Annotated in this window: 15 protein-coding genes; 11 read left to right on the top strand and 4 right to left on the bottom strand. The window is 50.7% G+C overall.

All coding sequences use genetic code 11. From position 1 onward, the window contains the following. Positions 1-123 precede the first annotated feature (123 nt). From GTO89_RS02605 to GTO89_RS02595, 3 genes are read left to right on the top strand one after another with little or no spacing between them, the layout of a single operon-like run. The gene (locus tag GTO89_RS02605; RefSeq protein ID WP_161260518.1) at positions 124-1,419 is read left to right on the top strand and encodes an AAA family ATPase; all 1,296 of its coding nucleotides are present in this window, start codon (positions 124-126) and stop codon (positions 1,417-1,419) included. After that, positions 1,416-2,018, top strand: a complete 603-nt coding sequence (locus GTO89_RS02600) for an HNH endonuclease family protein (protein WP_204758156.1) — start codon at positions 1,416-1,418, stop codon at positions 2,016-2,018. Before GTO89_RS02605 ends, GTO89_RS02600 begins: the two co-directional genes overlap by 4 nt. Position 2,019: 1 nt before the next feature. Then, positions 2,020-3,981, top strand: a complete 1,962-nt coding sequence (locus GTO89_RS02595; RefSeq protein WP_161260516.1) for an AAA domain-containing protein — start codon at positions 2,020-2,022, stop codon at positions 3,979-3,981. Positions 3,982-5,081: 1,100 nt separating this feature from the next. Here GTO89_RS02595 and GTO89_RS02590 read toward each other — a convergent pair. Then, positions 5,082-5,693, bottom strand: a complete 612-nt coding sequence (locus GTO89_RS02590) for a CBO0543 family protein (protein ID WP_161260515.1) — start codon at positions 5,691-5,693, stop codon at positions 5,082-5,084. A gap of 418 nt (positions 5,694-6,111) precedes the next feature. On the opposite strand from GTO89_RS02590, the gene GTO89_RS02585 reads away from it, so the two are divergent. From GTO89_RS02585 to GTO89_RS02550, 8 genes are all read left to right on the top strand, one after another. Continuing rightward, entirely contained in the window at positions 6,112-8,211 is a 2,100-nt protein-coding gene (locus GTO89_RS02585; RefSeq protein WP_161260514.1) for a RiPP maturation radical SAM C-methyltransferase, read from the top strand. A 60-nt stretch (positions 8,212-8,271) separates the two neighbouring features. Then, positions 8,272-9,669, top strand: a complete 1,398-nt coding sequence (locus GTO89_RS02580) for a radical SAM/SPASM domain-containing protein (RefSeq protein WP_161260513.1) — start codon at positions 8,272-8,274, stop codon at positions 9,667-9,669. A 165-nt stretch (positions 9,670-9,834) separates the two neighbouring features. Beyond that, positions 9,835-10,431 carry a hypothetical protein gene (locus GTO89_RS17260; RefSeq protein ID WP_235920196.1) on the top strand — a complete coding sequence of 199 codons (597 nt, stop codon included), beginning with the start codon at positions 9,835-9,837 and terminating at the stop codon, positions 10,429-10,431. A gap of 811 nt (positions 10,432-11,242) precedes the next feature. Then, on the top strand, positions 11,243-12,418 hold the full coding sequence (locus tag GTO89_RS02570; RefSeq protein WP_161260512.1) for a hypothetical protein: 1,176 nt from the start codon (positions 11,243-11,245) through the stop codon (positions 12,416-12,418). A 23-nt stretch (positions 12,419-12,441) separates the two neighbouring features. Then, entirely contained in the window at positions 12,442-13,380 is a 939-nt protein-coding gene (locus GTO89_RS02565; protein WP_161260511.1) for a hypothetical protein, read from the top strand. Positions 13,381-13,708: 328 nt separating this feature from the next. Next, the gene (locus GTO89_RS02560; protein ID WP_161260510.1) at positions 13,709-14,185 is read left to right on the top strand and encodes a glutathione peroxidase; all 477 of its coding nucleotides are present in this window, start codon (positions 13,709-13,711) and stop codon (positions 14,183-14,185) included. 44 nt (positions 14,186-14,229) lie between these two features. Beyond that, on the top strand, positions 14,230-14,775 hold the full coding sequence (locus GTO89_RS02555; protein WP_161260509.1) for a glutathione peroxidase: 546 nt from the start codon (positions 14,230-14,232) through the stop codon (positions 14,773-14,775). A gap of 360 nt (positions 14,776-15,135) precedes the next feature. Further along, complete coding sequence (locus GTO89_RS02550; RefSeq protein ID WP_161260508.1) at positions 15,136-16,737, top strand: PAS domain-containing sensor histidine kinase; 1,602 nt, start codon at positions 15,136-15,138, stop codon at positions 16,735-16,737. A 133-nt stretch (positions 16,738-16,870) separates the two neighbouring features. Here GTO89_RS02550 and GTO89_RS02545 read toward each other — a convergent pair whose 3' ends face one another. The 3 genes from GTO89_RS02545 to GTO89_RS02535 all read right to left on the bottom strand — a co-directional run bounded on the left by GTO89_RS02545 (position 16,871) and on the right by GTO89_RS02535 (position 19,944). Next, positions 16,871-17,236 (bottom strand): hypothetical protein, encoded by a 366-nt coding sequence (locus GTO89_RS02545; protein WP_161260507.1) that lies wholly within the window; start codon positions 17,234-17,236, stop codon positions 16,871-16,873. A gap of 261 nt (positions 17,237-17,497) precedes the next feature. Further along, positions 17,498-18,766 carry an NAD(P)/FAD-dependent oxidoreductase gene (locus tag GTO89_RS02540; protein WP_161260506.1) on the bottom strand — a complete coding sequence of 423 codons (1,269 nt, stop codon included), beginning with the start codon at positions 18,764-18,766 and terminating at the stop codon, positions 17,498-17,500. 260 nt (positions 18,767-19,026) lie between these two features. Next, positions 19,027-19,944 carry a LysR family transcriptional regulator gene (locus tag GTO89_RS02535; protein ID WP_161260505.1) on the bottom strand — a complete coding sequence of 306 codons (918 nt, stop codon included), beginning with the start codon at positions 19,942-19,944 and terminating at the stop codon, positions 19,027-19,029. Positions 19,945-20,062 lie beyond the last annotated feature (118 nt).

The raw sequence follows: 20,062 nt of genomic DNA, 5'->3' as shown, positions 1-20,062 counted from the left end.
AGAAGTCCATAAAAACAGAACGCTTCACCAAGTGTTTTAAAAGCCGGAGGTTACAGTGTTTAAGGTGTTAGGGGCCGAGTAATAACTGCTAAAAGATATTTGCGCAAAGAAAGGACCAGCGCCATGCTCGAAAGCATTCACCTAAAAAACGTCGGCCCAGCCGCCGAAACGAAGCTGGATCTAGCGCCGAGATTGAACATACTGACGGGAGATAACGGTCTCGGCAAGAGTTTTCTCCTCGATATCGCATGGTGGACGCTGACTCGAAAATGGCCGGCCGAAGTCAACCCTAAATTGACGACAGGGCAGATGGCGCGTCCTCGAAATGGTGAAGAAGCGTCGATTGCCTTTTCCCTTACCGGCAAGGCGAAGCGGCAAGCCTATAGCAGCGCCTTCAACCGCTATCAACAGGCATGGACGATTCCCGTTGGACGACCGGTGAACCCAGGGTTAGTGATTTACGCGCAAGTGGATGGCAGTTTTTCCGTCTGGGACCCGGCGAGGAACTACTGGCGAAAAAAGAGCATGACAGAAGGCCCGGAACGCCCCCATGCCTATGTCTTTAGTCCCCGCGAAGTCTGGGACGGCTTGCCCGGTGAAAGAGGGATGCTCTGCAATGGCTTGATCAACGATTGGTCGGGATGGCAAAAGGAGCGGGGCGAGTCTTTTCGTCTTTTGAGTGCTGTGCTCGATGCTCTTTCACCGGACGGTGAAGAAAAGCTAACACCCGGTGCGCTCACACGGATCAGCTTGGATGATGTTCGGGATATGCCGACCCTGCGGTTGCCTTATGGTCAGGATGTGCCGGTGATCCACGCTTCCGCGGGAATGCGCCGCATCATCGCCTTGGCCTATTTCTTGACATGGTGTTGGCATGAGCACGTTCACGCCAGCAAGCTGCTCGGGCAGGAAGTGGCGGATCAGATCATCTTTTTAATTGACGAGATCGAAGCGCATCTTCATCCACGCTGGCAACGCCTGATTGTGAAGTCTCTGTTAGAGGTCGTGAACAACATGGCACTAGCTGCTCGTGTCCAGTTGATCGCGGCCACTCATTCTCCATTGGTGTTGGCCTCCATCGAACCTGTATTTGATGAGCAGCAAGATGCATGGTTTGATTTTGATCTGGTCAAGTCGGAAGGTCAGGAGCGGCATACGGTACAAATTGAGAAGAAGGATTGGGTCCGGCAAGGAGATGCCTCCAGTTGGCTGGTCAGTGACGCCTTTGATTTGGGCAGCGCACGCTCGGTGGAAGCCGAGGAGGCTCTCAATGAGGCGGCTGAAGCGCTGAAGGACGAAACGTTTGATCACAAAAAAGCGCAAGCGTTGGATCAAAAGTTGCGGACACTGCTCAGTGATACAGACCCCTTTTGGATCCGCTGGAGGTTTGTGGGTGAGAAAAGGGGGTGGATCCGGTGATACCGGTCCAACCCCAACCGGAGCCCGTGCCGCTCTTCGATGAGAAAGTGCGGAGACCAGGCAACGCTTGGTTAGAAGAACAGGGTTTTGATTTGGATCAGCCAGCCCCCGATAGGACAAAGGTAAGACCATACTGGAGAGATTGTCTCCCAGAGTTACATAAAGCCTACAAAGGAATCTGCGCCTATACGTGCTTGTTTATCGAACTCGGAACAGGCGGGGCTTCCGTCGATCATTTTGTCCCCAAATCGAGTCAGCTTCGGGTGGCCTATGAATGGACAAACTACCGCTTGGCGGGTTCCAAAATTAATTCCCGCAAACGAGACTTTACAGATGTGATTGATCCCTTTGAAGTAAAACCGGATATGTTTTATCTTGAGCTCGTAACAGGAGCTATCTACCCGAATCCGAAAATGCCCCAAATCGATCAGGAACTGGCGAAAAAAACGATCAATCGCCTTGGTCTCGATCGATCTGATTTGCGAGAGACTCGCGCGAGACATTACCAAGACTACTGTCAGGGTGAATTCATCGCTGAACATCTAAGAAAGTATTCGCCCTTTGTTTGGAAAGAAGCGCATCGACAAGGGTTATTATAAATTGGATAGTTCACTGGTCATTGAGACAGTATGCCGAAAACGGAAAAGTTGCTGTCACGCAAGACTGAAGCAGACAGGCGATGCCGCCCACGGTGTCACGAATCGACTGCTGGAAGCGGTCAAAACGGTCAACCCTGCCAAGTACAAGGATGCCTATAATCGATTAGCGAGACTGCATGTATTGCGCAGCGACGCCAAGCGCCGCGAGGAACTGCTGCAACGGTTGGAAAAAGCTGCGCCATCCTGGGCAGGGGCTCTTCGCAGCCGAAATGGCATTCATGGACAGGTGAACCTTCCGGGTAACGTCAACGAGGCATGGCTGTGGCGCCAATTGAACGATGAACTGGATGACCGTGGTCGCACCTCGCTGGAAGAATTGCAGGCGGAGATTGAAACGTTGCGGGAATCCTTGCGGAAGATTACGGCGGAATTGGTCGAAACGCGTGCATGGTCAGCGCAGGTGAAGCGGACGACCTTGACCCAGCGTCAGGCGCTGCAGGGTTGGAAACAGTTGATGCGACGGGTCGGCAAGGGAACGGGCGCCAAAGCGTCCAAGTTCATGGCTGAGGCGCGAAAACTCATGCCCCTCTGCCAGTCAGCCGTCCCCGTGTGGATCATGCCGTTGAGCCGCGTCGCCGAAACCTACGATCCCCGGAAAAATAAGTTTGACGTGGTCATCATCGACGAGGCGAGCCAGGCTGATGTGATGGCGCTCGTCGCCTTGTATATGGGCCGCCAGATTGTGGTCGTCGGCGACCATGAACAGGTGAGTCCGACCGCAGTGGGGCAAAACCAAACAGAGGTGCAAAAGCTGATCGACGCCCATTTGGCCGACATCCCCAACGCCGTCCTCTATGACGGGTTATTTTCCATTTATGATCTGGCCAAAACCGTCTATCAACCGGTATGTTTGCGCGAACACTTCCGCTGTGTCGCGCCGATCATTCAGTTCAGCAACCACCTCTCCTACGATGGAAAGATCAAGCCGCTGCGTGATGACAGCCGGGTTTTGGACAAACCGCCCACTGTCGCCTACCGGGTCGAAGGGGCTGTCACGCAGCGACAGATCAATGGGGTCGAGGCGGAGGCGATCGCATCGTTGCTGATCGCCTGCACGGAAATGCCCGAGTATTCCCGTGCCACCTTTGGCGTCATCTCCATGGTGGGGGACAAACAGGCGGCGCTCATCGATCAGATGCTGCGGAATCGCTTAACAGAAGCGGAGTGCATCCAGCGCCGGATTCAGTGCGGCAACCCCTCGCAGTTTCAAGGGGATGAGCGGGATGTGATCTTTTTGTCGATGGTCGACTCGCCCCATGAGATGGGCGGTCCGCTGACCCGAAGGACCGAAGGCTATCAGGATATCTACAAGAAACGCTATAACGTCGCCGCCAGCAGGGCGCGGGATCAGATGTGGGTCGTCTACTCGCTCCATCCAGACCACGATTTAAAAGACGGCGATCTGCGGCTGCAGTTGATTCGACATGCCCAAGACCCCGATAACCTACTGAGCCTGTTCGAACAAAAATCGAAAGAAGCCGATTCGGACTTTGAAAAGCAGGTGCTAAAACGGCTGCTTTTGGCCGGCTACAAAGTCACACCGCAATGGAAGGTGGGCGCCTACCGGATCGACATGGTGGTGGAAGGCGCCGGCCGGCGTCTCGCCATCGAATGCGACGGCGACAAGTACCACACAGCGGAGAACTTGGCGGAAGATATGAACCGGCAAGCCATCCTTGAACGCCTGGGTTGGCGCTTCGCACGGATCCGAGGCAGCCAGTACTTCCGGAATCCTGACCAGACGATGCAGGTGATTTTCGATAAGTTGAACCAAATGGATATTCCGCCGGAAGGGGAGCGGGACGCTTCGGCAATCGCCGCTCATGGTGAGTTGAAGGAGCGCGTGATCCGCAGAGCCATGGAGATTCAACGAACATGGCGGGAGACGGAACAGACCGGTTGATACTCTTTAATCGCTGGGGAATATAAACGATTACCCTAACCTGCCGTTATCGTTATAGGCGAAGCGGCAGGTTTTTATACGGCCAGCGCTTCCATCAGAACGGAAAATGTGACCGGCGGGAGAAGCGAGAAGATTACCGATAGGCTGGGTCGCAGATCCTGGACACTCTTTTTAAGGATTAGGTTTCGATGGCCTTTGTACCTGCAAACCGTAAGTTAATGACGACTCAAATAAAATAAGGAGATTACATTTGCATTCTTGCAAATTCCCTACATTCTCTTGCGCATTCGAGGCATACTCGGGCGCATTCTTGAGATTCTCTGTCAGGGAACCTAGCACATTCATTCCCGCAGGCTTCGCAAATAATAGCGCAAATATGGGCAAGATGTCGGGCAAAGGCACTGTTGCGAGCGACGAACTTAGCAGTTAGACCGCAGATATCCGCGCAGTCCCTCAAGAGAAGTAGTTGTCTTGTACGTTGACGAACGTCTTGTAGGCAGGTCACGTGAGTCACCATGTGTTCGCACACAGCTTCACAGTGCTGAATCATGTGCAGAAGATTCATGTGCTGTTGATGATCACCGTTCATTGGCAAACGCCCCTTCCATTATTTTCATCCTAGTAATATGATTAGTTCGTGTTGTTTGCAACTTGTCCAGATTAAAACCTACCCCACACGAGACAACTTACACCTGCCTCCGATATCAGTACATCAGAAGGAGCAGGTGTTTTATATGACCACCAACGACAAACTCAGAGGGAAACATGATGGCATCGGCCCACGATCCCTCCAATACCAATATCTGCTATAATTGTCCCAATTGTGATCCCACTGCCATTATGTTGCCAAACAGCGACCACTCATATCAAAAGGGTAGGGGAGTGGTGTTGTTTCTAAACGTGGCCTTCGTAAGCAAAACTCTATAAACACACGCAAAAAAGCCAGGACGTCTCATCCTGGCCTTGACTATTTTCTCAATCTTTAATTTTCTTAAACCCCAATAGGCGTCAAGTCCTAAACGCCGCAATCGCCTGACTGCACAAAACCCAACGAACAAATGGTCGTGGCGACAGGATTCGAACCTGCGAAACTTTAGAATTCAATGATCCTCTCCTGGTCTTTTCGCCGGAATCGGGGATAGTGACGATAACGATCGAGTCGGTTCTTTCATCTCGGTAGCATGTTCTTTGTGAATGACCAAGTCAATCACAAATTTAGCGGCTGTAGGTATTGCGACCATACCTGCGTATACAAAAAATAAATTTACACCATGAAGGGCCATAATTTGAAAATGAACCAATAGGGGTATTACCCCGAAGACAAAGATCGCCTTAACGATAGCTATACCTACAAAAAACTTATCCCATGTGGGGAAGAACTGATAAATCGTCATCGCTAAGAGTGGAATAACGGTATAGTCAAAGGGAAATGTGGAAGGTATCGTTGGGATAAGTTTCGTTTTGTATCCCCATAAACCCATCGTAATGATGGTCGAATCGAAAACGGTGTTTGCCACAGCGATAAATGAGCCAAATAAAAGAATGTTCCTCAAACTCTTCTTGTCTACAATCTTCCACCAGATTGCGTAAGCGATCACCATCACGCCGATGAGCGACCACCATGATATTGAGTATAGCTCTTCAGCGTTCCAACGACTCAGGGTAATTTGCCATAAGTTCAATTGGGCTTGCAATTGATCATAATAAGTCATCTTGAGCACCGTCCTAAAATGCTTCTTCGTCCATTGTGCCCATATCAAGACGGGAAGATTCTTTAAAGGGTCCAGTAAAGATTTGCCTAAAAGCCGCATCTCCCCCTACACCCACTGTCGTCCCCCCACATCCATTTCGACATCCATTCTATAGTAGACTGACCCGACGTCTGTCCAGAAGAAGGATCGAACATGATGGAAGGGGAAGCGACGCTGCGTTTGCGCAAAGGGTCAGGTTTTTTCATGTAAAGCCGTCACGCCCCCATCGCCTCTCTAATTAGAAGTTGACACATGCCAAATGGTGACGTACCCTTGAAATAAAAGACAAGGAAGCTAACTACTTCTAAAGATGTTGATTCCATAAATAGCAACATCACCGATCGAACGGGCCAAACAACATAGATTTCGAGGTGTCGGAATGAAACTGTTGCTTGTCAACATGCCCTGGGGAAAGATCGACTTTCCTTCCATACAGCTAGGCATCTTAAAAAGCTACCTAGCCAGACATGGAATCGACGCCGATGTCTCCTATCAAAACCTGATTTTTGCCAACATGATCGGCCTAGACCTCTATTCCAGGCTGTCCATCAGTTCCCGCTACTCCTACCTGTTAGAGTGGTTGTTCAACGAGTTTCTCATCACCGATCCGTCCCTGGCCAGAGAGGTTCGAAACACACAGGAAAGGGATATCAGAGAACTGATCAGCCTGAAAAGCGCCAATCCTTTTCTGACTGAGCAATACAAGCCGTCGCCCCTTGGCAACGCGCAGGCAGTCAATGAGCAGTTCATCGAAGACGAGTTGGTCAAGGTCTGCAAGAAGATCAAAAACGAGACCATTCCCGACTTCTTCTACAAGCTGCTAAATGGGCTGAGCCTCTCTGAATACGACATCATCGGGTTTACCTGCTCCTTCAGCCAGACAGCGCCGGCGCTGAGCCTCGCCCGGATCATCAAGAAGAAATACAAGGACAAGGTCATCCTCTTGGGCGGCAACGCTGTCAGCGGCGATATGGGGATGGAATACCTGCGCCTATTTCCCTGGATCGACTACATCGTCTATGGCGAAGGGGAACGGGCGCTCGTCGACTTGGTGGAGCATCTTCGAACGAACGACGACAGACTGAATGGTGGGCGCGATCGGCATGGGCATGACCTGAAGGGCATCCTTTATCGCTCCGGCGATGGACAGGTCATCAAGGCGCCGCCGCAGCCGCTGATCCCGATGGATGACGTGCCCCTTCCCAACTACGATGAATACTTCAGCCAGATCGGGGCGATTGAGGCGGCCACCGGCAAAAAGCTGAAACAGGACACGGTCCTTTTTGAGACGGCCAGGGGATGCTGGTGGGGGGAGCGCGTTCAGTGCAAGTTTTGCAGCCTCAACGGCGAGAACCTGCACTACCGGAGCAAGAAGTGGGAAACTGCCTACGAGGACCTGCGCGCATTGTCAAGACGATACGAGCGAAACAGCCTGATTTGTGTAGACAACATCCTGCGTTATCCCTCTTTTGCAGAACTGCTGTCCGCCTTGCCGGAGAGCAAACTGGAACTGGAACTGTTTTGGGAGGTTAAGCCCAACCTGACCCGGGCGCAGCTTCAGACGCTGGCAAAGGCGGGCGTCAAAAGGGTGCAAGCCGGCATCGAAAACTTCAGCACCGACGTGTTGAAATTGATCGACAAGGGCGCCTCCATGCTGAAGAACGTGCAGTTTATCAAGAACAGCTACACCTTTGACATCCAGGTTTCCTACAATTTCCTCTTCGGCTTCCCCAATGAAAAGCCGGCGTACTACGATGATCTGCTCACCCTGTTTCCGCTGATCCATCACCTGACGCCGCCGCTGTATCCGCCGAAGCCGATGATCCTGCAACGGTTCAGCCGCTATTATGGGCAGGCTGCGGCGCATCACATCACCCGTATCGAGCCGATGAGCCAGTACAAGCGGATCTATCCGATGGGGGACATCGATATCGAAAAGATCGCCATGAATTTCTCCTTCGACTGCGCGGAAATACCGGAAGATTTAGATTACTTAAACCGGATCACCGAAGCGATCAAGGAGTGGAATATTCGCTATGGCGGCAATCACCGGCCTGTTTTGGCCTATGAATCAGGGGCAGGTCACGTTAAAATATACGATTCCCGGTTTGGTCGATTCAAAAGCATCCTCCTTCGAGGCTTGGCGGCGATCATTTTTCTGCATTGCGATGACATAAAAACCCTCAACAGCATCATGGAAACGGCGCAATCCGGCGGCGATCGGCATGACCGGGATGAAGAAGCCCCTTATGCAGCATCGCTTGATGCGGCGCGAGGGGGGGGACAAGCCGCGTCACAGGAAGCGATACAGCGGATCCTGGAGCAACTCCAATTCAAAAAGCTGATGATCCGGGAAGGGGACAGGTATTTGTCTCTCGCCGTCCAACTCAAGGACATTCAACACCGCATACCCCCGCAGACCATGCAGAACATCACCCAGGCAAAGCTGTACCATGCCTTTGAGGAACTGCCTCGATAAGATTTCGCGAAGTCCTGAAGCCGGCGATCGCTTTGCCAAACAATATATGGAGGAAGCGTCATGTATCAAAACTACAAGGTCTCCCGCTTTAACACTATGGTGAAGATCGATGACGACAACAGGCTGATCTACAACGGCCTCTCCCAGGGATTTTCCCTGCTTGATAGCAGCGAGATGGAGGTCTTTGACCGCGTTCAGCTCGGAAAAAGGGGGTCCATCACAGGGGAGGACCGGAACATCATCGACCACCTTCTCGTCAACAACTTCCTCGTGCCGGTCGATATCGACGAGGTTGAGGTGTTCAAAAAACACTATTTGAAGGAGAGAGAAAAGACCGACAACATGGGGCTGACCATCCTGCCCACGTTGAACTGCAATTTCGGTTGCGCCTATTGTTTTGAAGGTGATGAAAAATCGACGGCCTTAATGCCCGAGAAGATCCAGCAGTCCATTTTCCGGCTGTTGGAGCAAAAGGGGCCCACCATCAAGAGCCTGAACATCACCTGGTTTGGCGGCGAACCCCTGATCGGGCTGAATATCATTAAAAAGCTGTCCAACCGCATCATCCCCTACTGTGACACCCGGGGGATCGCCTATTATGCGTCGCTCATCACCAACGGCTATCTTTTGACCGATGAAATCGTGGCGGAACTCTATCTGAGGAAGATCCGCACGATCCAGATCACCCTTGACGGCGCCGAGCTACTCCACGACCAGTCAAGATTCCTCAAGACGACCGGAGAGGGCTCATACAGGAGAATCATCGACAACATCAAGGGCTATATCCACAAGTACCCGCTGAAGACGCTCATCCGCATCAACATGGACAAGCGAAACATGGACTCCATTTACGCGCTCCTCGACGATCTGGCCGCACAGGGCCTGGGGAATACGGGCAGGCTGTCGGTGTACTTCTCGCCCATTGAGGCGTCCACCTACGCTTGCGGAAAAGTCGTCGATGACGTGATCCATATGAAGAATTTTGCTGAACATGAGTTCGAACTCTATAAATATGCCCTGTCCAAGGGGTTATGCGACCTTGGACTCCCCTACCGGTTGGTGGGCATCTGCACGGCGAGCCGGCCCAACGGCCTTGTCATCCTGCCCAACGGCGACCTCCATCGCTGCTGGGAGACCGTCTCAGATGGGAAGAAGAAGGTCGGCCTGCTGGGGAACGGTGACGATCTGACCAAGAATGCCATGGAGACGAAGTGGTCCAGTTGGACCCCCTTCGCGCAGGAGGAATGCCGCGACTGCGCCATTTTGCCCAACTGCGCCGGCTACTGCGCCTATCGCTTCATATATCACTCCGAGTTCCATGGAGACTTCAACACCCCCTGTCCAGCACTCAAATATAACATAAAAGACAAGCTTCTCCACTTTGCTGCGTCCAAAGATCCTGCCGTCGCCAGGCTGTTGCTGTTGAACGAGGCGAGAGGAGGTGAAGCGATCCGGTAGCCGGCACAGGCAGTAGCCATAAAAGTCTGTGCCGCAGGAGCAGCCATTTTCGAAAATCTTGTTTTTAGCAAGACCTGTGATTCCAGTTCTGTTCGTGAGAGGTTCAAGTGGACATGAAATCGGATGGATACGAGACTTGTGAGCGAGATGAGGAGGAAAGCCGTCATGAAGAACTTCGTCAATATCGCCTTCAACGGTTACCCTGAGAGCAATGTCGATTCAATCGTCAGGGGCTTCACGAAGGATAAGCAACTGGTCATCTTCGACGTGTCCCCTGCGGGCACGAAGGCGGCCACGGGCGGTCAGGCGCTGAAGGTGCCTGACGATCTGGGCAAGATCAATGATCTGAAGACGCTGATCAACTTCTTGAAAGGTGTTTCCCTGGAGATTCAAAAGGGCGAACTGACCCTTGAGTCCCTGCCGCCGAACGGCGCTAAGTACATAACTTCCGCGCCGGTGATGGAAGCCGTCTCCGGCACTTGCACTGCTGATGGCGGCTGCGGAGCCGATGGGTGCGCAGGATACGTCGGTTGTGCGGCCCGAAACGGTTGTGGGGCAGACGGTTGCGGCGGTTATGTCGGTTGCGCTGCTGACGCCGGTTGCGCCGCCCGTGGTTGTGCGGGTGACGCCGGTTGTGGCGCCAACGTGTCCTGCGTGGCCGACGCCTGCGTCGGTCACGCCTGTGGCGCCGACCTTTGCCCGGCCAACGTCAACATCGGTCCCTGCGCCGTCGACGTGCCCGTCTGTCCGATCATCCTGTAACTGTATCCGTAAAAGAAGCCCCACCTTGTTGTCAGGGTGGGGCTTGAATGATCGAGGTGCTAACCCATCAGGGGTTAAAAGAACACATCGACCGCTATGGAACGCCTTTTTATACACGCCCATTGCCTAGACCAAACAAAATCTGTCTGGAGACGATCTAACCACCATAAAGAGACGACCTGCCATTCTCGATAGGAGAGAAATGGCAGGTTTTCACATCTGCCGGCCTATTGTCAAAATGAAAAATAGAGAAAAATGGATGCGGCCCCCCGGTACGACTTTGAGTAGTCAAACCGGGGGGTTTTTCGTTAATGCATCCGAAGATTATGGGCGCATACGGTTATCGAGAGGAAAGTAGAATTTCTTCTTCCAAATGCGAGGTCAGAATGAACGATGAGGGCGTCCTAGCAACCGTTCCGGCAATGTTTCAACAATGTAGACATATTATTGGTATTGCAAGAATATATAGGAATGAAAGGACATGCTGTTATGGCGACGACAAAAATATTCAGTTCATGAGGATAAGATAGGGCAGCGTGATTTATCTCAAGCTTATGAAGGCGAGGCTGTTGTATTTTATCAAGGGACATCATCGCTAGGTTGTGATATGACGGATCATGAAAGTTTTTTTATTTAAGGGGGGAGACAGCGGTTGGAAACGTAAAACACTTCGAATCCAGATGTAGTAATTTGCCCAAGGGCGCCCTCGCATACTGTGATCAAGGTGCCAGTGAACCGGAAACATTTTTTGATGGCATTGGGTTTTCAAAAGTGGTTATAGGAACATGAACTTATTAAGGAGGAAAGCGATATGTCGAATTATTCCGGTTTTTTGATTCGAAACAATTCAGAAGATAACGGCAGCATACCGCGCACTGGAAGCTGGACATGCTGTCCCGATATTCTGATTGCTGGTAAGCAAACGTTGAGAACGGACGACATGATCTCGAACTACGACAAGGGCTTCAACGAGGTAGTTTCGCAGTATTTTGATAACAATTTTTATGTGCGCTCGAAAAATACGTCCAAAAAAGATTTAACGAAAAACGTGTATTTGTTTCAAGTTCCGCAACATTTATTTTTGACGCCAAATATTTGGTACAACCAGAACAATCTCGTCATGTACAACAAAGTCATACAAGATCCCGACAATCCAATGCAAACCATAACCATTCCCCAAAACTATCAAACGCTCACAGCCAAACCCGGTAGTGTTGTGGCAACCAATGCGTTCACCTGGCGTCCGACAACCACGGAACATCATTGCTTGGTCGTTGTGGTCGCCGATAATTATGAAGATGTTGAGAGTCAATTTCCTCAGAACATTAATAATGATGTGGGCGCTTATGCATCATGGATTTATCAACATGGAAACATCGGATGGCATAATGTGAGTATTCAAGCGACCACTGCCGCTGATATTTATGAACGTCAGACTGAATTACTGCAGCCCTTCAACGATACCGAAATTACCTGTTCCATTCAGGTAACCAATGTGCCTGTTGGCGTAGAAATCGGTTTTTCTGCCAACACAAACACCAAATGGGGCGATTCGATTGCTGTTGGCTCTACTGTCGTTCCCGCAAAACCCGGGGCAAAAGATCCCAACATCAATCCGAGTTTTAATATCGGAACAAATGTGAAAATCGAGCAGGGTTACGCGAGTAAAGTGAGCTTCTACATTGATTTTAGAGGCAAAGACAAGCCCAAAAACTTCACTATGAATTTTGTAGCGTCTACTGCCGGTACCCCTACGATGAAGACAATAGGAAAAAACATCGGTCTTTTGCAAAATAGTTCGTTGTACAGCAGCTATCTACGCAGCAATTTCGACGAACAAAGCATATTTGTTAATGCGAGAACGAGGAGAGTACACTCGGGATTCAAAGGATTTATGGAAGCCCATAACTTTGCTGTTATCCCTCATTTTGTTACGGTCATCGGCTCAAATGGTGTAACACCGCAGACCGGTTTTCAAAAAATCTAGGTGTGTAGAGGAGGATTATGAAAATGAGTCAAAGCTATGACTGGCTTTTCATCCGCAATAATCTCCAACAAACTGAGCCTGGCGCCCAAGAGCCGAGTGACAAGTCCCCAGATATCATTACCCGTAGCTCACAAGCGAGTTCTGACGATCTGAATGAATTTGTGACGGGGTACAATCAGGACTATTCGCAGGATGTGGATTATCGAGGGGAAAATTACATCTATGTTCGTGCGAAGAATTTGAACACCGATGAAGGGAATCGGGCAATCGGCAGTGTCAGCCTCTGGTACTGCCTTGGAGATCATCTAAATAATAAAAATAGGTGGATACGTCTCTCCACAGAATCCGGCGACAATACCGTCATCATACAAGCAAAAGGGCAGGAAGTTGCGGTAACTGAGACACCTTTTATCATGGCCAATGTTGCGCCACCAGCGCAAGATACACCGTACCGACTCATCGCATTCATCACGGACAAAGCTCATCCGGAACCATCCGGTCAAAACCTGAAGGAAGCGATCATTAAAGCCGGTAACGCAGCCTATCGCACGTTGCCCGTGCCGACACCTCCGCCGGTGAAAGCGGATGGGTTCGGATGGGTGTCCAATCTGAAACTCAATAATACCGATAATATCAAAGTCACCGTCCAGTTATCGGCAACTCAATTCGATGCAGATGCAGAGATGTATTTTATCTTTGACACGCCCGATGCAGACGGCAATGTGATTTCAATCGGTAAAACAAAACTGGTTCCCAATCAGGTGTATGGAACCGAGGCGATGTTGCCGAAAAATTATGCCTCCAAAGTCAGCGCCTATTATTTTGCCGATAAAACGGATGGCGGTCAATTGAAGGCGACGTTCACCCTCCAAATTCTAGAACAGCACAAGACCGGGCCAATTATAACCGGAAAATTATTGGAACAATTTGCAGTGTCGCTCACACAGGTTTCGAAGCCTTAGTCGGGCAACTTGGCGCTCACACACAGGATTGAGAACGTAAAACAGGGTGTTCACTGGTGTTAAAACAGATAGGCTCTTCGTTGAATTACTGTGGGAAGTCTACACCAGAGATCATTCGAATGACGAAGAGATGACGACTGAATAGATCAGTCGTCATCTCTTTTCATGTCGTTTCGCGGCCGACATATTCGCGAAACAAAAGTTTGCGAACCAAGTGATGAATCCCACAATTGAGGGCATAATAAATGAAGGAATTATCGCTAGGCTCAAGAAAACATCCCGTGACAGTCGTTCAGGACGATTGATGAGAAGGAAGGAGGATGGATGAATGTCGATTTACGCATTCAAGGCCAAGCCGATCCAAGGGCAGGAGGTGTCGCTCGAACAGTACCGGGGAAAGGTTCTGCTGATCGTCAATACAGCAAGTCACTGCGGGTTTACGTCACAGTATCAGGGTCTGCAAAATCTCTACGTGACTTACAAAGAGAAAGGGCTTGAAATACTGGGATTCCCCTGCAACCAGTTTCTCAATCAAGAACCGGGAAGCAATGACGAGATTGCGAGTTTCTGTTCGATCAATTTCGGCGTCACTTTTCCGCTCTTTGAAAAAATCGATGTAAACGGGCCGAATGCCCATCCCTTGTATCAATACCTGGAAAAAACGGCGCCTGGTTTATTCGGTTCGGAGCGAATCAAGTGGAACTTTACCAAGTTCCTGGTCGATCGTGAAGGCTCGGTTGTGAAGCGATTCGCCCCTACGGTCACACCGGAGCAGATCGCCGCCGATATCGAGAAATTGCTCTGAACGAGGCAACAGTACATAAGGTTTCGAAAAAAAGGAGGAAAAACATGAGCGTCTATGACTTCAACGCGAGAACGATTGACGGCAAGGATGTTTCCCTATCTGATTACAAAGGGAAAGTATTGCTCATCGTGAATACGGCGAGCAAATGTGGCTTTACACCGCAGTATTATGAACTGCAAAAACTCTATCAGGCTTACGCCGACAAGGGATTGGTGGTGCTGGGTTTCCCCAGCAACCAGTTTGCCGAACAGGAGCCGGGGAGCAACGAAGAGGTACAGCAGTTCTGTCAAATCAACTATGGCGTTCAGTTCCCCCTGTTTGAGAAAACGGAGGTGCGAGGAAACAAGGCCCACCCCCTATTCAACTACCTAACGCAAAAAGCGCCTTTTCAAGGGTTCAACCCAGACCACCCGATCGGCGGAAAGCTGCAAGCCATCTTACAGGAAAAGTTCCCCGAACTGTTGGAAGGCGATTCGATCAAGTGGAACTTTACGAAGTTTCTGGTGAATCGGGAAGGGGAGGTCGTAGGGCGCTATGAGCCGACAACCACCCCGCTGGAAATGAAAGCGGCGATTGAAGCGTTGCTGTGAATGACCGGTGCTCATGATGATGGCTTCTCGAGCGCTGTCTGACCATCCTGACGGGCGATCACGCGATAGATAAAGCCTGGGAAAAAGGTTCCAGGTAGAGGAATGACAGACACCGCTTTCAGGCGATAAGACCTGGAAGCGGTGTTTATTTTTTGCGAACCGAATATTGACCGGCTCGTTTTTTTCTGCGCCCATATGCGGAGTGGGGCGAATTGAAAGTCAAACGCCCCTATAGAGAGTAGAAACGAAAAAGGAAAAAGTGAAAGTATTCTCGAATACATTTAAATGACTGTCAGTGAGGGTGGAATAGACCCTGCTTCGCATCATCGGTGATGGGCAAGATTGAAAGGAGCAGCGGATATGAATACGCAGATATGCAACAGTAATTGTTATATCAAATCGCTGACAAAAAACAACCTATCATGTAGTCCGATTATTGACGCTATTACAGATTTTGTTTTTGTAAAAGATCTATCAGGGATATATTTGAAATGCAATAAAGCATTTTGCGATTTTTTAGGTTTAGATGACAACCAGATCACTGGGCATAAAAATATTGAGTTTATGAATAAAAATGATGCATTGTTTTTTAATTATATGGATGAAGTGGTATTTAACAATAAAAAAGAAATGAAATACGAAAAATGGTTTGAGGCCAATGGAAAAAAAGTCTTGATCGAAACGATCAAGACCCCCTTTTATAACGAAAACGGCGAAATCATCGGGTTGATCGGCGTGAGTCGAGACATTACCTCACACAAGCTGTTGTTTGAATCCCTTCGTGAAAGCGAACAGAAGCTGGAAATGTTTTTTTCACAGTCCCTCTATGGCTTCTTCTACATGATGATGGATACACCGATTCGATGGGACGACACCGTCGACAAGGAAACGGTGTTGGACTACGCCATTCATCACCAACGCGTCACCAAGGTGAACGATGCATTCTTAAACTTGTATCAAGCCAAAAGAGAAGCAGTCGTCGGAAAAACGCTAGGGAGCCTATTTGTCCAAGACGATCGGGATAAGCGAAATTCCTTCCGAAAGTTTCTCGATGAGGGAGTTCTCCATATTGAGACAGCGGAAAGGCGGGTAGATGGGAGCGCTTTCTTTGCTGAAGGAAATTATCAGCTTCTTTATGACGAAGCGGGGAGAATCACTGGTCATTTTGGCATTCAACATGATATCACGGAGAGAAAGCAGTCAGAAGAGAAGTTGTTGATGGCCAAGGAATTGGCCGAAGTCGCCAATATTGCGAAGACGGAGTTCCTCAGCACGATGAGCCATGAACTGCGCACACCCATGAACGGGATCATTGGCATGTGTGAATTAATCAAAGATATTTTAAACACAGAAGAACAGCATCAATATATCGATATCATCACAAAGTCAGCCAATGACTTATCGGTGATCATCAATAGCATTCTGGAATATGCGAAGTTGGAATCAGAGCTGGTTCATGAGGAAACGATGGAAGTCAACCCGCTGAATCTGCTCACTCATGTCATGGAACCGATTCGTCGCATGGCAGAGGAAAAAGGCATTCCCATTTACACCACTATCACGTTAGGGGACGATGAGCGATTCTTATGCGCGCCGCGTTTATTGCAGCGGGCGCTCTTGGAATTGATCCGAAATGCCATGAAGTTTACTCACCAAGGGCGGATCGATGTCCGGATAGCCAATTGGCTCGATGAGAATCAGAACAAGGCGATCCGCATCGAAGTTCAGGATACAGGAATCGGGATCGGCGACAAAGACATCGAGCGGATATTTGACCACTTTACCCAGGCCGATGGCTCCTATTCACGGAGTTATGGCGGGATTGGACTGGGTCTTTCCAGGGTCAAGCGGTATATTGAACATATCGGCGGGACGGTCGGCGTGAGCAGCCGGTTGGGCGTGGGTTCCACCTTTTGGATTGTGATCCCGCAACAACCGCAGTTGAAGGGGGAAAACAGCTAACATCCGGTCAAACCTTTGGCGATGAAAAACAGCCCTTGGCTTTTCCGAAAAAGGCGGAAAAGTCAAGGGCTGTTTTTGCTGGCTTGTCAACACGATCTATCGACGGGATGCTGATCAGGGGAGCGTGGTGGGGTTACCCCATCGCGAGCTGGTTTTCGCGACCGGGCATGGCCGCCACCTGGCGCAACAGTTCCACCCATTCGACCGCCGAGAGGTATAAGGAATTTTTCGCTTCCATTTGCGTCTCAATCGCGCTGGCAACAGGCTGGGGAAAGGCTTTGTATCGCCAGCTTCCCAAGGTGACCGAAAAGGAGGCGTTCTCCGCTATTCCCATGCGGTAGGTCACTTGGACGAGATGACCGTTGGGAAGGCGCAGTTCCACCGTCTCATAGCCGGGATGAACATGGTTTTGCTCGATATAGTCGTAGAACTGCTCGGGCAACAGATCGCGGAGCACCGAGGGTTTGCTCCGAAACAGTCGTTTCCAAAACTCGCGCATAGCCATCCTGCCTTCCTTCGATCCCTTTACAGTTACCATCATGGAAAGGAGAAAAATTAAGAACTTCACAAATAGTGGTTTTGAAAAGGCAATGCTGGCTTTTTTGTAGAAGGTTTGACCAACATTGCCTTGCCTTGTGTATGGTTTGATTATACGAGAGGCGCCCTTGGAAGTATAATGCATATCTGGTATAGAGGGTATAATGTGTGGTTATAGCGAGCATGGTGAGTAAGGGAAGAGGATGGTTCGCTGTCGTCGGCTTTATTTACTCCCAAAGGTCTGTGTGTAGGCTTCCGGCATCACATAGGTGGAGAGCTTGCCTTTATCGAGGAGCAACCGGGGGCTCCCCAGCATGATCATATACCGGATATCGATGATCGCTTTCATGATCAGCGCCAGTTTGCCCCGCAGCTTGACGCCGAAGACCTCGCCGACGGCATCCTGTTTGCCCAGGGAGGCAACGGTGCCCTTGATAAAGGGAACAAATTCTTTCAGGTCGCTGCCGCCCCGGATCAGCGTGGCCACGTTCTCGGCGCACACCGACGATTGCAGGATGGCCAATTGCGCTATCGGCGGGTAGGGGCGTCCGGTCTGCCTGTTGTCGACACTGGAGCAGTCGCCGAGGACGAAGACATTCCCACAGCCGGGGGCGCGCAGATCCTTTTCCACGGCGATCCGGCCGCGTGCGGCAGCGAAGGTTTCGTTGCAAACGAGTGAGTTGCCCTGCACCCCGCCGGTCCAGATGACCGTAGCCGGTTCGAGCCGTTCTTCCCCAGTCTCGGTCTGCAAGGTGACGCCGCCTGCGTCGACCGATTGAATCCGCGTGGAGAGGCGGAACTGGACGCCCATGCCTTCGAGAGTTGCTTTGGCATACTCTGCCATGGCGGGGTCGAATCCGTTCAAAATGCCGGGGGCGCCTTCGACGTTGATCACCTGGACGCGCCGCCGGTCAATCCCATGGTGCTGACAGAGGCCGGGAAGGCGTTCAGCCAGTTCTGCGGCAAACTCGATGCCGGTAAATCCGGCGCCGCCGATGACAAAGGTCAGTTGTTCTTCTTTTTCCTGTCCCACTTTCTGCCGGGCGAAGTCGGCGAAACGGGCTTCGATTGTGTGGCGGATCTTGCGGGCGCTGTTCATGCTGCGGATGGCAAGGGCATGCTCCTTGATCCCGGCGATGCCGAAGGTGGCCGATTCGAAGCCCAGCGCCATCACGAGGTAATCATAGGTCAGGGGCTCTCCATGGCAGAGGTTAACCCGTTGCGCCGCCTTTTCGACTTCGACCACCGTGTCTTTGACGAAACGAACGCGGGTGGGATCGATCACATCCTGGATGGGGATGCTGATGCGTTCGTCGTCGACGGTGCCAGCCGCTGTCTCGTGGAGCCACGTGGTCAGGTAATGGTAGTGGTGCTTATTCACGAGGACGATCTCGGCTTCATCACGGCGGAGGACCTTCTGCAGCCTTCTGGCGGTCAAGATGCCCGCGTAGCCTGCGCCTAAAATGACAATGCGAGGTTTTTTGTTTTCCATGTGAAGTCCCTCCGTCGAAATCCGATAAATTAAAATTCTCACAAACAGGGGTTTTGAAAAGGCAATACTGACACTTGTGCAAGGTTTGGTCAATATCGCCCTGTTTCTGTCTACAATTTGATTATAGTGGAAGAATAAACATAAGTATAATGCATGTTTCGCATAAAGGGTATAACTGATGGTTATGCAAAAAAGCATCCACGACCGAAACAAGGCGGTCATGGATGCTTGCGTATGTTCAGGATCTTCAGGGTAACGGTTCATCGCACCTCTAGGTGATTGTTTTTCAGCAAAAAGGACAGGAACGCCTTCGCCGCGGTCCGCAATGGGATCGTCTTCAGGTGGGCCACGCTCACATGGCGCGGCGGAATCGTCGTCAAGGGCTTGATCTCAAAGAGGGATCCGCCGGCCAACTCTTCGGTGATGAAGTTTTTGATCACACAGGCGACGCCGAAATCGATGCGAGCGAAGCGGATCAGCAATTCAAAATCGCTCAACTCAAACTCCGGCTTCAACGAAAGGTTGTGCTGGCCAAAAAACTTCTCGATATAGATGCGGGAACTGCTGCCCTTTTCCAAAAGGATCAAGGGGTATTGGGCCAGTTCCTCGAGAGAACGGGGCTGTTCCGCCAACTCCCTGTACTTCTCGCCGACGACAAAGCAATCCTGGATCTCGAAGACCTCGTACACGGACAGGGCCTCTGTGGCCGAGGGGTCGCTGACGATCGGGGAATGGACGAAGCCGATGTCGATCTGTCCCTTTTTCAGCAGACGGATCGTGGAAGGCGTGTTTTCGTTGGTCACATGAATCCGGATGCCAGGGTAGGCCTGCTTGAACGTTTTTAGGTGTGGCGGCAAGAACTGCTTGCAGATGGTATCGCCGGCGGCGATGATGATCTCGCCTTTTTCCAGTTCCTTGACTTGAGTGAGCGTCTTTTCGCCGAAGGTGATGAAGTTGAAGGCCTGTTCAATATAGGGGAAGAGGAGTTCCCCTTCTTTCGTCAGTTTGACCCCTTTGGGTGTTCGGAAAAAAAGGGCGCAGCCGAGTTTTTCCTCCAACTGCTGGATCGAGCGGCTGACGGCCGGTTGGGTGATGTACAGCTTCTCAGCCGCTTTCGAGATGCTGCCTTCCTTCGCGACCAGATAAAAGGCGCGGTAAAGTTCGGCGTTTATGAACATGGCGCTTCATCCCCATCATCCTGCAGTTCTTTGTCGTTCAACAGGGTCTAATCAACTTCATTGTATCAATCTTTTCGCGCGATGGACATACAAAAACCTGCCGCTTTGTCGATACGAA

Origin of the sequence: Heliomicrobium gestii (genome assembly GCF_009877435.1) — a bacterium.
Taxonomy (GTDB): Bacteria; Bacillota; Desulfitobacteriia; order Heliobacteriales; family Heliobacteriaceae; genus Heliomicrobium; species Heliomicrobium gestii.
Note: the sequence above shows the minus strand (reverse complement) of the source record. Positions and strands in the feature narration are given on the sequence as shown.